The organism is Streptomyces sp. NPDC015345, from assembly GCF_043078805.1.
Taxonomy (GTDB): Bacteria; Actinomycetota; Actinomycetes; order Streptomycetales; family Streptomycetaceae; genus Streptomyces.
The window spans coordinates 970,529-987,466 of record NZ_JBIBTX010000002.1 but is presented as its reverse complement, the minus strand read 5'-3'; the positions used below and the strand labels follow the sequence as shown (position 1 = coordinate 987,466).

Here is a 16,938-nt window from a genome sequence, read left to right as displayed (position 1 = left end):
GACTCAGACTGTCGGGCGGGTGCGGTGGACGGCGACGGCGAGCAGGTCTCGGGTGTACGGGTTCTGGGGCGCGGTGAAGAGTGCGTGTGCCGTGGCGGTCTCGACGACGCGGCCGCCCGGGGCCATGACGGCGACGCGGTGCGCGATGTGCCGTACGAGGGGCAGGTCGTGGCAGATGAAGAGGTAGCCGAGGCCGAGCCGGTCCTGGAGGCCGGTGAGGAGGTTGACGATGCCGGAGCGCACGGAGGGGTCGAGTGCGGAGACCGGTTCGTCGAGGACGAGGAGCCGGGGCCCGAGGGCGAGCGCGCGGGCGATCCCGGCGCGCTGGCACTGCCCGCCGGACAGCTCGTGCGGCAGCCGGTCCGCGAGGGCGGGGTCCAGCCCTACGAGTTCCATCAGCTCGGCGGCGCGCCCGGCGACGGGTCTGCGGTGCACGCGCAGCGGCTCGGTGATGGTGTCACCGATGGTCTTGCGCGGGGCGAGGCAACTGTAAGGATCCTGGAAGACCGGCTGGAACTGGGCCCGTACGCCACGCATCTGACGCCCCGACAGACCGACCGTCTCCCGCCCGTCGAAACGCACACTGCTGCCGGGCTCGGGCCGCAGCAGCCCGAGGACGGCGAGGGCGGTGGACGATTTCCCGGCCCCCGACTCGCCGATGAGCGCGAGCGTCTCCCCCGCGTCGACGCGGAAGGAGACACGATCGACGACGGTGCGGTCGCCGTGCCGGACGACGAGATCGGTGACGTCGAGCAGCGGTTTCATGAGAGGGGCTCTCCAGGGGGTTGTGGGGGGCCGAGGAAGAGGGTGGTGGCGGGCACGGGCAGTTCCGGCCCCCGGTGACAGGCGACGAGCCGCCCGCCCCCGGCGTCCTCCAGCGGCGGTTCCACTTCCCGGCACAGCCCGACCGCCATCGGACAACGAGACGCGAAGGCGCACCCTGCGGGAACCTCGAACGGGGAGGGCGGCGCCCCCGCGATGGCGGGCAGCCACCGGTCGCGCCGCGGGCCTGCGGCGGGATCCCCGGGCAGCGGCTCGGAGGCCGGGCCTCCGCCCGCATCGGCGGCACCGGCCGCCGCACCGCCCGTTCCCGGGGCGCCGGGTCCCCCGGGGGCAGGGCCTCCAGCCGGGACCGAGGCGGAAACACCCGGCTTCGGGCCGTCGAAGCCTCCCTCCACCCCGGTGGCGCCCACGCTCAACCCCGGCGGCAGCGACGCCACCAAGCCCGCCGTGTAGGGCGAGCCCGGCGTGGCGAAGACCTGGTGTGCGGGGCCCGTCTCGGTGACTCGGCCTGCGTACAGCACCACCGCGTGGTCCGCGTGTGCCGTCGCGAGGGGCAGGTCGTGGGTGATCAGGAGCAGCGCCGCGCCCGTGGCCTCGCGGGAGCGGGTCAGGGCGTCGAGGACCTGTTCCCGTACCCGCGGGTCGAGCGCGGTGGTCGGCTCGTCGGCGACGATCAGGCGGGGGCCATTGATCAGGGCCATGGCGATCACGGCGCGCTGCCGCATGCCGCCGGAGAACTCGTGCGGCAGGGCGCGGGCGCGTCGCGCGGCGTCCGCGATGCCGACGGCGTCCAACGCGGCGACCGCCCTGGCCCGCGCCTCGGCGCGGTTTACGCGGGCCACGGAGCGTACGGCGGCGGCCAGTTGGTCGCCGACCGGGTGCACGGGGCTGAGGACGGCGAGCGCGTCCTGCGGGACGTACGCGACGCGACGCCCCCACAGCCTCCGGTACACGGCCGGTGCCGCCCCGGCGATCTCCTCGCCGTCGAGACGGACGCTGCCGAGGATCCGGGCACCGTGCGGCGCCAGGCCCAGGACGGCCCTGGCGGTCAGGGACTTGCCCGCGCCCGACTCGCCGACCAGGGCGGTCACCTGCCCCGCGGGTACGTCGAAGGAGACGCCCCGCACGGCGGGCACCGCGCCGACGGTCACCCTCAGGTCGCGCACGGACAGCACCGGCGGCATGGTCTCGTGGGCCGTCGTCATCAACGTGCCACCTCCACGGCGCTGACGGGCCCGGGGGCGGCAGTGCCCCGCACCGCCCTGCGCGCCCGGGGCCGCAGCCCCGCCAGCGTCACCGCGAGGCCCGCGAGGAGTGCGAGCGCCGCCGCCGGGGCGAGGGCGGCGAGCGGCGCCCTCTCCACGTACAGCCGCGACTCGTCGAGCAGCAGACCCCACTCGGGGGCGGGCGGCCGCGCGCCGAGGCCGAGGAAGCCGAGCGCGGCGAGCGCGAGGGCGACGCCGGGCAGGCGCAGCACCGCGTGGCGGGCGACGGGCCCCGCCACCGCCGGCAGCACGTGCCGCGTCAGGATCCACGCTTGGCCCGCCCCGACCGCGCGCAGGGCGGTCAAGTGGGCGCTCGCGCGCACCTCTTGGACCAGCGCGGCGGCGTGCGCGGCGAGCGGCGGCCAGGAGATGAGCGCGACCGCGAGGGACGCGCCGAAGGTGCTCGGCCCGGTGAGGGCGGCGACGAGCACGCCGGCGATGACGGGCGGCAGCGCGTTGGCGATGTCGGCGAGACCCGCCCCGGCGTTCGGCAGGAACCCGATCGCGAGGGCGAGGAGGAAGGAGACGGCGCACACGCCGAGCGCCACGCCGACGGTGCTCGCGGCGCCGTGCCCGAGCCGGGCGAGTACGTCACGGCCGAGCCCGTCCGTGCCCAGGGGGTGCGCGGCGGACGGCCCGGCGAGGCGCAGGGCGGTGTCGACCGTGTAGGGGTCGCGCAGCAGTCCCGCCCCGATGACCAGCGCGAGCACGGCGCCGAGCGTGGCGGGCACCCATGCCCGTACGCGGCCGGGCGGCGGCGCGGGCAGCGTCAGCGCGCCGCCCTTGAGCGCGGCGCCGAACAGCCGCCGCCTGACCAGGGCCGCGCAGCCGCCCGCCGTCAGGGCGAGCAGCAGCAGCGCGAGGACGGAGCCCTGGAGCAGCGGCAGGTCCTGGGACTTGGCGGCGCCCAGCGCGGTGCGGCCGAGGCCGGGCACGGCGAAGACGGTCTCGACGGCGACCGCGCCGCCGGTGAGACCGACCACGACCAGGCCGGCCTGCGGCACGAGGGAGGGCAGGGCGCGCCGCAGCGCCGCGGCGACGACCCGGGTCCTGCTCACCCCGGAGGCCCGCCACACATCGGTCCAGCGTTCGCGGAAGACGGCGGGCAGCGCGTCGTCCACGAGCCTGCCGAGCAGCCCGCCCGCGGGGATGCCCATCGCGAGGGCGGGCAGCACGAGGTGTTCGGGGCCGCGCCAGCCGGAGACGGGCAGCAGGCCCCACCACACGCCGAAGGCGATCAACAGCACGGTGGCGAGCAGGAATTCGGGGACGGCGGCGAGCATCGCCCCGCCCGCGCCGCCCCCTCCGCGCAGCGTTCCGCGGGCGCCCCGCACCAGGGTGGCCGTGCACAGCGCGCAGGCGACGAGCGCCGCCACCGCGAGCGAGGCGGCCATGAGCGTGAGCGAGACGCCGAGCCCGGACAGCACCGAGGGCAGCACATCGGCCCCGGAGACCCAGGACGTGCCGAGGTCCCCGTGCGCGAGGTCGCCCGCCCAGCCGCCGAGCAGCGCGAGCGGACCGGCGTCCAGGCCGAGGTCACGCCGGACGGCGGCCAACGCCTCGGCGGTGGGCTCCTGTTCGGCCGACCTGGCCCGCAGCACGCTCAGCGCCGGGTCCTTGCCGGAGAGCCAGGGCAGCAGGCCCACGGTGGCGACGACGGCGAGGAGCGCGCCGAGCCGGGCGAGACCGGCCCTGAGGGCGGGCCCGTGAACGACGGCGCCCGACCGCTCGGCCCGCTTCCGCATCGCTCGGGTCCGCGTGACTCGCGGCCACTTGGCTTGCTTCCGCATCGCTGGCGTCCGCATGGCTACTTGACGTACGTGTCGGCGGTGATCAGCTCGCGTTCGCGCGGGTCCTTGGCCGACCCCACGACGTCCGTCGCGTCGCCCTGGATGACCCGCTCGTGGAGCATCGGGATCGCGGCGTCGGTGTTGAGGACGGCCGTCTCGGCGTCGAGCACCGCGGCTCGGCGGGCGTCCCCCGCCGCGGTCTCCTCGGCCTTGCGGACGGCCTTGTCCACGCCGGGGTCGGCGAGTCGGGAGATGTTGAAGGAGCCGTCGCCCGCGAAGTCGCTGCGCAGATACGCGGCCGGGTCCCCGGAGTCGATGACGGTGGCGCGGGAGAGGATGAACGCGTCGAACTTGCCCGCGAGCGCGTCGGCCTCGATGTTGGCGTACTCGCGCACCTCCAGCTTGACCTTGAACCCCGCGTCCTTCAGCTGCTGCTGGAGGGTGGCGGCCACCTCGGGCAGTTCGGCGCGGTCGGTGAAGGTGCCGATGGTGACCGTGTCGCGGGACGGCTCGGCGGCCTTCGCGGCGTCGGTGCGCCCCGCACGCCGGTCCGCCCAGGGCAGGGCCGGGCCGAGCAGGCCTTCCGCCACGTCGGCGCGCCCTTCGTAGACACCCTTCACGAGGGCTTCGGCGTCGATGGCCTCGCGTACGGCCGCCCGCTGCCCGGCGTCCTTGAAGACGCCCTTCTCGGTGTTCAGGTACAGGGTGTTGGTGCGCGGCATCGGCACTTCGGTGATCTGGTCCGCGGCGAGGAGCGAGGCCTGGGAGACGGGGATCGCCTCCACGATGTCGGCGTCGCCGCCGCGCAGGGCGGCGGCGCGCGCGGCGCCGTCCGGGATGAAGGTGACGTCGATCCCGGCGGCCTTCACGGGGCCGCCCCAGTACTTCTCGTTGCGGTCGAGGGTGGCGGACGAGGTGCCGTCGGCCTCCTTCAGGACGAAGGCGCCGGTGCCTGCGCCCACCGGGTCGACCGTCTTGCCGCGGTACGCCTTGGCCGCCAGGACGGAGAGCTGCGGTGAGGAGAGGCGCTGCGGTACGAGCGGGTCGGGCTCGCCGGTGGTGACGGTGACGGTCCTGCCCTTGGCCTCTGCCTTGAAGTCGACGCCGTCGAGGATGCGCGGCTTGGGCGCCGCGCCGGCCGCCCTGGTCAGGGACCGCTCGACGGCCTCGGCGGTGAGCGGCGTCCCGTCGTGGAACCGTACGCCGTCGCGGATGGTGAACGCCCAGGTCCGCTCGCCGGTGCGCTTCCACCGGGTGGCCAGCGCGGGCCGCGCGTCGCCCTCCCGGTCCAGGGTGACGAGGGTTTCGGCGGTGGACCAGCGCGACAGTTTGAAGGCGTCGTCGCTGAGCGGGGAGAGGCCGGAGCGGGGCGGGTTCATCATCGCCACGCGTATCCGCCCGCCGTCCGACGCCCCTCCAGAGTCGGAGGGGCTCGCGGCGAAGCAGCCGCTGAGCGTGAGTACGCAGGCCAGGGCGAGGGCGGCGGGGGGTATGGAGCTACGGAGGCGCACGGCACTTCTTCCGGGGACGGGGCGGGCGGGACGGCCTGCGGGACGGACGGCGGGCCGGGACCACGGGAGCGACCACAGACGCGCCCGGGGGCGCGAGCGCGGGCTCGCCGGTAGGCCCGACGGCATGCGGAACGCCCTGGCGGCACGGCACGGCCCACCCGGCTTTGCGTTCGCTTGACCCTAGCAGCATGACAATCATTTTCACTAACGCCCTCCGAGGCCCCGGTCCCGCCGCCCCGCACCTCGCCCCGGCGCTGCTGGGCCTCCAAGGCCTACGCGGCCGACGATCCGGGCCACACCGGCTCGACGTACAACAAAATGCTGTATGCGACGACCCGCGACTTCCGTCCCTTCAGCGCGCCCAAGGTGTGGAACGACCCCGGCTATTCGGTCATCGACTCCACGGTCATCCGGCACGACGGCGCGTTCTACCGCTGAGCACAGGTGGCGGGCCCGTGTGGTGCCGGGCCCGCCACCCGCTTCCCGGCAGGGGCGTCAGTAGGCCACGGGCCAGCCGCTGCCCCAGTTCAGGAGGTTCACGCCCAGCTTGGGTTTGCCGCCGTCCTGGCCGTCGTAGTAGTGGTAGACGAGCAGGTCGCCGTCCACGTCCTTCATGACGGACTGGCCGCCGGGGCCGATGTAGCGGCCGTGTGACTCCAGGACGGGCGTGCCGCCGTTGTCCGTCATCGCGACGCCGTTCTTGTCCCGGTAGGGCCCGGTCACGCTCGTGGCGCGCCCCACCTTGATCTTGTACGTGGAGCTGGTGCCCGCGCAGCACGTGTCGTACGACGCGAACAGGTAGTAGTAGCCGTTGCGTTTGACGATGTAGGGCGCTTCGACGGCCTTGGTGCCCGTCGGCCGGGACGCGAGGGAGCGCCGCGCGGTGTCGCCCGCGTACTGCTTGCCGGTCGCCGGGTCGACGCGGATCATCTTGATGCCCGTCCACCAACTGCCGAAGGACAGCCACCACTTGCCGTCGTCGTCCACGAAGAGGTTCGGGTCGATGGCGTTGTAGTCGCTCGCCGAGCCTGACGTGTAGACCACTCCCTGGTCGCGCCAGCTGCCCGGCTCGCCCGTGGCCGACGTCGCCAGTCCGATCGCGGACGTGTTGGAGCCGAAGCTGGAGACGGAGTAGTACATCAGGTACTTGCCGCCGTGGTACGAGATGTCGGGCGCCCAGGCCTCCGGCACGGTGGAGTACCGCGACCACCAGGCGGGCCGGCTGCCGAAGGCGTCCGCGCCGCCCCTGAAGGCGGTGCGGTCGGCGGAGGACCGGTGGCTGATGCCGCCGCCGGTCGCGTAGAGCAGGTACTTGCCCGCCGGGGTGCGGACCATCGTCGGGTCGTGGAGGACGGTGTCCCCCGTGACGGTCCCCGGGTTGGGGTAGGCCGCCGCGGTGCCCGGCACGAGGGCGAGCAGCGCGGCGGCGGGGAGGGCGAGAAGCATGCGGCGTCTCGCGGGGCGGATGGTGCGGGCGGTGCGCAGGAGGGTGCGGCTCACACGGGTCTCCTAGGGCCGATATTCTCGACTGTCCGAGATTTCGGACATCGGTCGTGTCATCGGACGGGACCGTAGAGTCGCGGCCCTCCCGCGTCAATGGTTCGCGCGTCAACCGTTGCGGTTCGGCGGCGGATGCCCGCCGCCCCGTGGTCACGGCCCGCGGTCACCCCCCCCCGGCTCAGCCCAGCCTGATCACGTTCCAGGACAGCGGCTCCAGGGTGGCGGTCAGGACGCCGTCCACGAGCCGCGCGCCCGGCACGTCGTGCGGGGTGACCCGCTCGGGGTCCTCCAGCGTGTTGCGGGCTTCGGGGTCCGCGTCGGCCACGGCGCTGTGCTCGACAACGGAGGCCAACTCCAGGCCGCTCAGGGCGACTTCGATCGGCAGCGGCTCGGTCTGGCCGCGGTTGACGGCGAAGACGGTGACGGTGCCGTCCTCGGCGCGTACCGCCGTGGCGTGCAGCAGGGGCACCTCGCCGTACTTCGCCGTGTCGTACGTGGGTGAGTCCACGCGCACGTCGAGGACCCGGCCGCGGCCGTGCCGGGAGGCCTGCGCGAAGGGGAAGAACGTCGTCTGGCGCCAGGCGGGCCCGCCCGGCTCGGTGAGGATCGGCGCGATGACGTTGACGAGCTGGGCGAGGCAGGCGACGGTCACCCGGTCGGCGTGGCGCAGCAGGGCGATCAGCAGGGAGCCGAAGACGACGGCGTCGGTGACGGTGTAGTTGTCCTCCAGGAGGCGCGGGGCCTCCTGCCAGTCCTCTTCCGGCTGGAGGGCGGTGCGCCGCTGGTACCAGACGTTCCACTCGTCGAAGGAGAGGTTGATCCGCTTCTTCGACTTGAGCCGGGCGCCGACGTGGTCGCAGGTCGCGACGACGTTCTCGATGAAGGACTCCATGTCGACGGCCGAGGCGAGGAACGAGTCCCGGTCGCCGTCGATCTCCTCGTAGTAGGCGTGCAGCGACACGTGGTCGACGAGGTCGTACGTCTCGGCGAGGACGGTCGCCTCCCAGGCCGCGAAGGTCTCCATGGACTGCCCGGAGGAGCCGCAGGCGACGAGTTCCAGGGACGGGTCGATCTGCCGCATGGCGCGGGCGGTCTCGGCGGCGAGGCGGCCGTACTCCTCAGCGGTCTTGTGCCCGGTCTGCCAGGGCCCGTCCATCTCGTTGCCGAGGCACCAGAGCCGGATGCCGTAGGGGTCCTTGTCGCCGTGGGCGGCGCGCAGGTCCGAAAGGGCCGTGCCCGAGGGGTGGTTGGCGTACTCCTGGAGTTCGAGGGCCTCGGCCACCCCCCTGGTGCCGAGGTTGACGGCCATCATCGGCTCCGCCTGCGGACCCACGCTGCGGACGAAGTGGATGAACTCGGAGAGGCCGAAGCGGTTGGACTCCGTGGAGCGCCAGGCGAGGTCGAGCCGGCGCGGCCGTTCGTCGACCGGGCCGACGGAGTCCTCCCATTTGTAGCCGGAGACGAAGTTGCCGCCGGGGTAGCGGATGGCGGTGACGCCCAGTTCGCGGATGAGGCCGAGGACGTCGCCGCGCAGGCCCGCCTCGTCCGCGGTGGGGTGGCCGGGCTCGTGGATGCCGGTGTAGACGCAGCGGCCGAGGTGCTCGACGAAGGAGCCGAAGAGCCGCGGGTCGACGTCGCCGACGGCGAAGTCCGGGTGGACGGTGAAGCGGGCGGGGCGAGCGGGACGCGTCATGGGTTCCTCAACAGGTCGGCTGCCGGACGGGGTTCGGCGCGGCGGGGCGTGGGGCGGTGGTGCGCGCGGAGGGCCGCACAGGCCGGGAAGGGGCCTGTGCGGCCGGTCGGTGGTGCGTCGATCGGTCAGTCGGTCTTGATCCGCAGGAACGTCACGGAGTGGGCGGGGAAGGTGTACGAGAAGGAGTCGTCGACCCCGTCGAAGACCGAGTCGACCGGCTTCACCGGCGACTTGTCCTTCGTGTTCTCGGCGGCCGGGTCCGCGGCCAGCGTGGTCACGCGGGCCTTCGGCGCGACCTTCGCGCCCCGGCCGAGGTCGACCTCCGTGCGGGCCTGCGTCGCCTGGGCGTTGACCACCTTCACGATGAGGTCGCCGGTCGCCTTGTCGCGCGTGACGACCTGGCGGAAGGGCTCGGCGGGCTTGTCGTCGGTGAAGGAGCCCCACTTCTTGCCGTCGAGGTAGAGCGTCACCTGGCGGCCGCGCACCTCGACGCGGAGGTCGTAGCTGCGGCCCGTCTCGATCTTGGTGGTGTCCTGGATCACCGTCTGCTTGGCGCCGTCGACGGTCTTCTCGACGGCGGACTGGGTGTTGTTCCAGCCGCCGAGGTTCCACCAGTAGTGGTTGCCGGTGTCCTTGACGCCGAAGGCGACCATGAAGCCCTCCTTGCCGGACTTCTTGGTGGCCTTCACCTTCAGGTCGTAGTTCTGCCAGCCCTTGTCGCCGGCGGTGACCAGGGTGTTCTCAGCCGTCTCGTCGGACTGGACGTACGCGCCGTCCTCGACGGTCCACGTGCCCTTGCCGGCCGCCTTGGTCCAGCGGCCGTCACCGGCGGAGAAGTCGTCGGAGAACAGGGGCTTGCCGTCCGCGCCGGTGACGGAGACGTCGTCGTAGGCGGCGCTGGTGGCCCAGGTGGAGAGGCCGACGGCGCCGGTGATCGGTCCCGAGGTGGCGGGCGTACCGGAGGCCTTGGAGGGCACGACCTCGTCGCCGACGTTGCGCATGAAGAGCTTCTGCGTCTCGTAGTTCGCCGAGCCCCACGACTGGTCGTTGTCGAACCAGATCATGTTCGGCTTCCACTGGACGTAGTCCTCGTTGGCGAGCAGCGGCGCGTACGAGGCGAGCTTCACGACGTCCGCGTTGCGCTCAAGGCCGGTCATGAACGCGGCCTCGGACAGGGCGTTGCCGAAGGTGTTGCCCTGCGAGGCGTACTCACCGAGGAATACCTTGGGGCCGCCCCGGTCGTAGGAGTCGTAGCGGTCGTTGTTCTCCAGGAACCACTGCGGGCTGTTGTAGTAGTGCTCGTCGACCATCGCCACGTCCGCGTCGCGGTTGAGCTGCCACGCCTTGTCGAAGGTCGCACCGCTGTCGTCGGGCCCGGAGTTGGAGATGACGGTGATCTCCGGGTACTTGGCCTCGATGGCGGCCCGGAACTCCTTGAAGCGGGCGAAGAACTCCTCGGGGAGGTTCTCCTCGTTGCCCACCGCCAGATGTGTGAGGCCGAAGGGCTTGGGGTGGCCCATGCGGGCGCGCTTCTTGCCCCACTCGCTGCTCACCGGGCCGTTGGCGAACTCGATGAGGTCCAGGGTGTCCTGGATGTGGCGCTTGAGCAGGGCCGGGTCGTCGGTGGCCTTGTTCTGGCCGCAGCCGGTCACCAGGGCGGGCACCACGGGCAGCGGCATGGCGCCGGTGTCCTCGGCGAACTGGAAGTACTCGTAGTAGCCGAGCCCGTAACTCTGGTTGTAGCCCCAGAAGTTGGAGTTGGTGGCGCGCTGCTCGACCGGGCCTATGGTGTCCTTCCACTGGTAGGAGCGCTGGCGCTGCCAGCCGGACTTCTCGTCGTACGCCTCATGGCTGCCGGTGTTGACGAGGCAGCCGCCGGGGAAGCGCAGGAAGCCGGGCTCCAGGGCGGCGATCTTCTCGGCGAGGTCCTTGCGCAGGCCGTTCTCGCGGCCCTTGTAGGTGTCGCGGGGGAAGAGGGAGATCATGTCGAGGGCGGCGTCCGCCCCCGAGGCGACCGTCAGCCGGCCCGCGGTGGAGGTCCGGGTGGCGGTGAAGGACGCCTTGTACTTGGCCCAGCCGCCGCGCGCGGTGACCCGGCGGGCCGCGGCGAGCTCGCCCGAGGCGTCGTGCAGGGTGAGGGTGAGCGGCGCTCCGCCGGCGCGCTCCGTGCGGGCCCAGACCGAGAAGTCGTACCGCTTGCCCTTCTCGACCGCGACGCCGGTGTTGTATCCGGAGTTGGTGACGGACGAACCGGCCGCCATGGAGAGGTAGTTGCGGTTGCGCTCGTGGAGGCGGCCGCCGTCGTTCACGACCTTCGCGGCGCCCTTGGTGTCCCACGAGGTCAGCGGCGTGTAGTTCCGGTTGTCCGCGGGCTCGTACTCGAAGGACCTGTTCTGGACGAGTTCGGCGTACAGCCCGCCGTCCGCGGCACGGTTGATGTCCTCGTAGAAGACGCCGTACATCGTGTCGTCGATCTTCGCGCCGGTGCCGGCGGTGTCGACGTCGATCGTGTAGTCGGTCGGCTCGGCCGCGGCGCTCGGACCGACGGCGAGCGTGCCGGCCAGCAGGGCGGTGACGGTGAGCGCGAGGCTCCCTCGTCTACGTGCCATGTCATCCCCAGATGTTCGAGATATCGGACGTTGGTCAGCACTTCGAACGGAAACTTAGGAAGCGGAGGGATCTCCCGTCAACGCCTGGGACCAACCCTGCGCAAAGCGTTGACGCGCGAGGAGTTCGACTCTACGGTCCGTTCGAACTGACGAGCAGCATTCGATATCTCGAACATGGGGCAGGTCGAACGTGCCCGCCCCGGAACCATCCCGTCTCAGAGAGAGGGACGTACCGCCGTGCCTCCATCCCTTCCGACCCGCCGCGGCGTCCTCGGCGGTCTCGGAGCGCTCGCCGTCGCGGGCAGCTTCGGCCTCGCGGCAGCGGGGCGCAGCGCGTCCGCCATCGCCTCGGACGCCGACGTCCGCGTCCGCTACTGGAACCTCTTCAGCGGCGGCGACGGCGTCAACATGATCGCCATGCTGGACGCGTTCCGGCGGGCCAATCCCCGTGTCGACGTGAAGGATTCGACGCTCCAGTGGGGCAATCCGTACTACACCAAGCTGGCCATGGCGGCCGCCGGGCAGCGCGCCCCCGACCTCGCCGTGATGCACCTGGGCCGCATCCCGGGCTTCGCACCCGGCCGCCTCCTCGACCCCTGGGACGTGGGCCTCCTCGCCCGGTACGGCGTGCGCGAGGCGGACTTCGACCCGCTGCTGTGGAAACGCGCCGTCGTCGACGGCAAGCTCTACGGCCTGCCGCTCGACATCCACGCCCAGCTCTGCTTCTACCGCCGTGACGTCTGCGCCAAGGCCGGACTCCTCGGCGACGACGGTGACCTGGCCGCCGTCTCCTCGCCCGAGGAGTGGTTCAAGGCCCTGAAGGCCGCCAGGAAGGCGACCAAGGGCGGGCTCCAGACCCTGGGCATGAAGGCCAACGAACCCAACTTCAGCTGGTGGTTCTTCCTGTCCTTCTACACCCAGCTCGGCGGCACCTGTCTGAGCGCCGACGGCCGCGACCTCACCTTCGACACCGACAAGGCCGTCGAGGTCCTCGAGTTCCTCCGGCAGCACGTCACGGACGGCTTCACCACGCCCGTCGGCATCGCCGACGGCGAGATGTTCATCAACGGCTCGCCCTTCACCTGGGAGGGCAACTGGTCCGTGCCGGTCTTCGGCGGCGCGAAGCTCGACTACGGCGCGACCCCGCTGCCGGCCGTCTTCGGCAGGGCGGCAACCCACGCCGAGTCGCACTGCTTCGTCCTGCCCCACCAGGAGGGGCGCGGCGGCCCCACCGACGAGGGCGCCCACCAACTGGCGGCGTACGTCGTCCGGCACGCCCTCGACTGGTCGCGCGGCGGCCATATCCCCGCGTACAAGCCGACGTTGAGGGTCGAGAAGTACCGGGCTCTCAAGCCGCAGTCCGAGTACGTCTCCGCCATGGACCACATGGCGGTCGAGCCCGACGTCTGGTTCGCGGGCTCCACCGGCATCCTCGCCCAGCGCGTCGGACCGGCTGTGGCCGCCTCCAACTCCGGCTCCGCGAGCCCCGATGCCACCGCCCGGCGCATGCGCGGCATCTTCGAGAAGCTCCTGACGATGAAGGACCCGATGGCCGGCCGGGCCGCGGCCGCGGCGGGAGGTGGCACTGCGTGAGCACCGTCGGCACCGCCCTGCGACCGCCCGCCGCCCGCCAGGCGGCCACCGCCCACACCGACTCGGCGCGGACCCGCCTCACCCGCCGCTTCCAGCACGGCGGCTGGTTCGTCGCCCCGTTCCTCGTGCTGTTCGCGCTGTTCGTGCTGCTGCCGATCGGGCGCGGCCTGTGGCTGAGCTTCACCGACGCCAACATCTCCGGCACCGGCGAGCGCTTCGTGGGCCTCGACAACTACCGGGAGGCCCTCGACACCCCGCTGATGTGGGAATCACTCGGCCACAGCGCGTACTTCACGCTGCTCGTGGTCCCGTGCATCGTCGTGCTCGCCTTCCTCCTCGCGATGCTCGCCCACCACATCGAGCGTGCCAAGTGGCTGTGGCGGCTGTGCTTCTTCGCGCCGTTCCTGCTGCCGTCCACCGTCGCCGCGAACCTCTGGCAGTGGCTGTTCAACCCCGGCACCGGGATGATCAACCACGTCTTCGGCCTGGACACGCCGTGGCTGACCGACAAGTCCACCGCCATGCTCGCCGTGGTCATCACCACCCTGTGGTGGACGGTCGGCTTCAGCTTCCTGCTGTTCCTCGCCGCACTCCAGAACATCCCGCCACACCTGTACGAGGCGGCCGCCCTGGACGGCGCGGGCGCCTGGCAGCGCATGGTGCACATCACCCTGCCGATGCTGCGCACCGTCACCGGCCTCGTCATCACCCTCCAGATCCTGGCCTCGCTCCAGGTGTTCGACCAGGTCGTGGTGATGCAGGACTTCGGTCCCGGGCCCGAGGAATCGACCCGGACCTTCGTGCAGTACACCCTCGAAGAGGGCTTCACCAGCTACCGCGTGGGCTTCGCCTCCGCGATCTCCATCATCTTCTTCGTGCTCATCGCGGCCGTCGCCCTCGGCCGCATGTGGCTGCTGCGCAAGCGCGAGGAGGGTGTGCGATGAGCGGAGGACACGCGATGAGGAAGTGGACCGCGGGCCAGATCGTGCTCACGGCCGTCGGGGCGATCGTCTCCGCGGTGTGGCTCTCGCCCCTGCTGTGGGCGCTCCTGACCTCCCTGAAGTCGGAGACCGAGGCCGTCGCCGTGCCCACCCACTGGGTGCCCGAGGACTTCACGTTCCAGGCGTGGCGGGCCATCTTCGAGACCGGCAACATCACCGACTGGTTCGTCAACTCCGTCGTCGTCTCGGTCTGCGTCACGTCCGTCGTGGTGCTGGTGAGCGCGCTCGCCGGGTACGGCTTCGCGCGCACCGAGTTCCGCGGCAAGAACGCGCTGCTCGGTCTGGTCATGGCGGGCCTCATGGTGTCGCCCGCGGTGCTCGGCGTACCGCTGTTCAGCACCGTCCAGTCGATGGGGATGGTCGACACGTACTGGGGCATGATCCTGCCGCAGTGCGCGCCCGCCGCGATGGTCTACATCCTCTACAAGTTCTTCCAGGGCATCCCCAAGGAACTGGAGGAGGCGGCGTTCATCGACGGCGCCGGGCGCTGGCGGGTCTTCTTCACCATCGTCCTGCCGCTGTCGCGGCCCTCCCTCGCGGCGGTCGGCATCTTCACCTTCATCGCGTCGTGGAACAACTTCCTGTGGCCCTACATGGTGACCAACAACCCCGACCTGATGACCATGCCGAACGGCATCGCGACGGTGATGAACTCCTACGGCATCCAGTGGGCGCAGCTGATGGCGGGCGGCCTGATGGCGGGGCTCCCGCTGATCATCGTCTTCGTCTTCTTCCAGCGGCAGATCGTCGCCGGGGTGGCGCACACGGGCCTGGCGGGGCAGTGAGACGAGGAGGCCCTCGCCGACGTCCGCCGGCGGGGGCCTCCTTTCACACGTGTGCCGGACTACTTGTAGGTGATGTCCGATGCCGTGAACTTGCAGTAGGTGCCGTCGGGGCCACTGCCCGTCTCGACCGGCTCGTCACCCGTGCTGTTGCCCGTGTAGCGGATGCAGGTCTTGATCTTCTTGGCACTGTCGCCGTGGATGCGGATGTTGCGCAGCGCGGCGGTGTCCTTGTAGTTGGTGTTGATGCCGACGATCGACTTGCCGGGGGCGGTGATGTCGGCGTCGTTGATGATGATGTTGCGCTGGTACTGCTTGGAGCAGTTGCCGCAGGTGCGGACCAGCTTCCCGAAGTCGGAGACCTGGAACTTGTTCACGACGAGCTTGCCCGCGCCGTTGAACTGGAAGACCTTGTCGTCGGCCTTGCGCGCGCCGCCGCCCTGGACGGCGTACGTCGAACCGGCCGAGGTCCCCTTGAACGTGGCCGCGTCCTCGCCGACGTCCTCCCACCACACGTTCTGCAGCGTGCAGCTGCCCATGCAGTGGATGCCGTCGGCGGCGGGCGCGCCGATGATGACGTTCTTCAGCGTCGCCCCGTCCTTCAGCTTGAAGATCGGGTCCTGGCCCTCGCCCTGGCCGTCGCCGCCGAGGGCGCCGCTGCCGTAGTAGCGCTTGAGCCCGCCGTCACGGCTGCCGGAGACCTCGATGGTCTTGGACACGGCCTGCTCGCCCTTGGCCTCCGGCCAGGCGGTGGCCGCCCCGGCGGACGACATGAGGGAGGTGGTGACGAGGGCGGCGCCGGTCAGGCCGAGCGCCGCGACGCCGCCGATGACGGCGCGGCGGCGGGTGAGGCTGCGGCGGTGGCGTACGCGCCCGTGAGCGGTTGAAGTCATGTCCGGATTCCTTCGGTGGACAGAAGTGTGCGTCTTGTGGTCGCCACCGTCCGGCGGAAGGTTGCCCCTGTGATCCAGAAAATCATCCGGGAAGTGATCCGGAAATCCGGAAAATGGCCGCCCTTAGAAGAAGTCGCCCCGCCACTCGGTGCGTTCGTCGGGGGTGGCCGCCCTGATCGTGTACCGGTCGCCGCCCGCGTCCCGTTTCCCCTCGTCGTGGTCGAACTGCCCGGCGAAGACGTGCTCGCCGGCCGGCACGGTTCGCCCCGCCTTGAGCGTCCACCGGTAGACGAGGAAGCCGTCGCGCTCCCCCACGCTCACGTCGAAGTCCTCGGCGGGCAGCGAGCGCCAGTTGCCGGTGTCGGCGACCTCGGCGCCGCGGGCGACGCGCAGTTCGACGGTGAGGGAGGTCAGCGGCTTCTTCGCCTTGAGGGTGACCTCGCTCTGGGACCAGTACTTGCTGGAGCCGGGGTCGATCGAGCCGTCCGCCCACAGCAGTTCGGCCGCGGGCACGGACTGCTGGCCGCGCGGCGGCTGCGCGGACTGCGACGGCTTGTGGGATTCCGGGGCCCGGGAGGTGGGGGGCTTGACCGGGGTGCCGCTCGGGCGCCTCGGCGGTGGCGGCGCCGCGGTGCGGTTCTCCTCCGTGGCGGTGGGGGGCGTGTCCGGCGTCGGGGTCGAACTGGTGGCGACGGACTGCGGATCGGGGTCCTCACCGCGCAGCGCCGAGGCGACGCCGTATCCGGCCACGGCGCAGACACCGGCGACGGCGGCCGTCGCGGTCACCACGCGCAGCCATGACGCGCCTGCGCGAAGGGGCGGCTTCGGGCGGTGCTCGCCCGGTCGCTCGCGGCGGGCCATGCCCTGCTCGACGCGGGCGAGCATCCGCTCCCGGTCCGGCCGGTGTGCCTGGGCGGCGCCGCGCAGCCTCCTGCGTACTTCCTTGTCGTCGTCCCTCATGTGCTACCCCCCGTGTCCGCCGTGACCGCGCGCACGCGTTCCCAAGTGGTGTGCGGACCGAGGCGTCGTTGCAGCTCGGCCATTCCCTTCGATGTCTGGCTCTTCACCGTACCCACCGAGACCCCGAGGGCCTGCGCGGTGTCCTTCTCCGAGAGGTCGAAGGCGTGCCGCAGGACCACGCAGGCCCGCTTGCGGAAGGGCAGCGCGCGCAGCGCGTCCCGTACGTCGACCACGGCCGGTATGTCGGGGTCCGCCACGTCCTCGCCGCGACCGGACCAGAAGAGCGTGACGCGGCGGCGTTCGCGCACGGCGCTGCGGATGCGGCTGCGCGCCATGTTCGCGACGACCCCGCGGGCGTAAGCGGCCGGGTGGTCGGCGGCGCGCACCCGGTCCCAGCGGTGCCAGAGCGCGAGCAGCGCGTCGGCCGCCAGATCGTCCGCGCCGTCGCTCTCGCCGGTCAGCAGGTGGGCCAGGCGGGCGAGTTCGGCGTAGTGCCGCTCGAAGAAGGCGTGGAACTCGGCGGCCGCGTCGTCGGCGGCCGAAGGCATGGGTGTGCGC

At 71.9% G+C, this 16,938-nt stretch carries 13 protein-coding genes; 3 read left to right on the top strand and 10 right to left on the bottom strand.

The genetic code is table 11. The features are described 5' to 3' along the window. Positions 1-3 precede the first annotated feature (3 nt). From ACF062_RS10635 to ACF062_RS10605, 7 genes are all read right to left on the bottom strand, one after another. Positions 4-765 carry an ATP-binding cassette domain-containing protein gene (locus tag ACF062_RS10635; RefSeq protein WP_392137371.1) on the bottom strand — a complete coding sequence of 254 codons (762 nt, stop codon included), beginning with the start codon at positions 763-765 and terminating at the stop codon, positions 4-6. Further along, complete coding sequence (locus ACF062_RS10630) at positions 762-1,988, bottom strand: ABC transporter ATP-binding protein (protein WP_392137370.1); 1,227 nt, start codon at positions 1,986-1,988, stop codon at positions 762-764. The genes ACF062_RS10635 and ACF062_RS10630 overlap by 4 nt, the downstream gene beginning before the upstream one ends. Then, a complete protein-coding gene (locus ACF062_RS10625; RefSeq protein ID WP_392137369.1) occupies positions 1,988-3,793 on the bottom strand; it encodes an ABC transporter permease subunit in 1,806 nt (601 codons plus the stop codon). The genes ACF062_RS10630 and ACF062_RS10625 overlap by 1 nt, the downstream gene beginning before the upstream one ends. A gap of 62 nt (positions 3,794-3,855) precedes the next feature. Further along, on the bottom strand, positions 3,856-5,349 hold the full coding sequence (locus tag ACF062_RS10620; RefSeq protein WP_392137368.1) for an ABC transporter substrate-binding protein: 1,494 nt from the start codon (positions 5,347-5,349) through the stop codon (positions 3,856-3,858). A gap of 495 nt (positions 5,350-5,844) precedes the next feature. Beyond that, positions 5,845-6,795, bottom strand: coding sequence for an arabinan endo-1,5-alpha-L-arabinosidase (locus ACF062_RS10615; protein ID WP_392137709.1), 951 nt, complete (start codon positions 6,793-6,795; stop codon positions 5,845-5,847). 232 nt (positions 6,796-7,027) lie between these two features. Continuing rightward, positions 7,028-8,542, bottom strand: coding sequence for an alpha-N-arabinofuranosidase (locus tag ACF062_RS10610; RefSeq protein WP_392137367.1), 1,515 nt, complete (start codon positions 8,540-8,542; stop codon positions 7,028-7,030). 125 nt (positions 8,543-8,667) lie between these two features. After that, positions 8,668-11,151 carry an alpha-L-arabinofuranosidase C-terminal domain-containing protein gene (locus ACF062_RS10605; RefSeq protein ID WP_392137366.1) on the bottom strand — a complete coding sequence of 828 codons (2,484 nt, stop codon included), beginning with the start codon at positions 11,149-11,151 and terminating at the stop codon, positions 8,668-8,670. Positions 11,152-11,388: 237 nt separating this feature from the next. Between ACF062_RS10605 and ACF062_RS10600 the strand changes: the two genes are divergently transcribed. Genes ACF062_RS10600 through ACF062_RS10590 form a run of 3 tightly spaced genes read left to right on the top strand, consistent with a single transcriptional unit; the run spans position 11,389 to position 14,530 of the window. Next, a complete protein-coding gene (locus tag ACF062_RS10600; RefSeq protein WP_392137365.1) occupies positions 11,389-12,744 on the top strand; it encodes an extracellular solute-binding protein in 1,356 nt (451 codons plus the stop codon). Then, positions 12,741-13,688, top strand: coding sequence for a carbohydrate ABC transporter permease (locus ACF062_RS10595; protein WP_392137364.1), 948 nt, complete (start codon positions 12,741-12,743; stop codon positions 13,686-13,688). The genes ACF062_RS10600 and ACF062_RS10595 overlap by 4 nt, the downstream gene beginning before the upstream one ends. After that, the gene (locus tag ACF062_RS10590) at positions 13,685-14,530 is read left to right on the top strand and encodes a carbohydrate ABC transporter permease (protein WP_392137363.1); all 846 of its coding nucleotides are present in this window, start codon (positions 13,685-13,687) and stop codon (positions 14,528-14,530) included. Before ACF062_RS10595 ends, ACF062_RS10590 begins: the two co-directional genes overlap by 4 nt. Positions 14,531-14,589: 59 nt before the next feature. Here the strand turns inward: ACF062_RS10590 and ACF062_RS10585 are convergent, their stop codons facing one another. The 3 genes from ACF062_RS10585 to ACF062_RS10575 form a co-directional block, all read right to left on the bottom strand. Continuing rightward, positions 14,590-15,420, bottom strand: coding sequence for a pectate lyase (locus tag ACF062_RS10585; protein WP_392137362.1), 831 nt, complete (start codon positions 15,418-15,420; stop codon positions 14,590-14,592). Positions 15,421-15,543: 123 nt separating this feature from the next. Continuing rightward, positions 15,544-16,380, bottom strand: coding sequence for a hypothetical protein (locus tag ACF062_RS10580; protein WP_392137361.1), 837 nt, complete (start codon positions 16,378-16,380; stop codon positions 15,544-15,546). After that, complete coding sequence (locus tag ACF062_RS10575) at positions 16,377-16,928, bottom strand: SigE family RNA polymerase sigma factor (protein WP_392137360.1); 552 nt, start codon at positions 16,926-16,928, stop codon at positions 16,377-16,379. The genes ACF062_RS10580 and ACF062_RS10575 overlap by 4 nt, the downstream gene beginning before the upstream one ends. Positions 16,929-16,938: the final 10 nt, after the last annotated feature.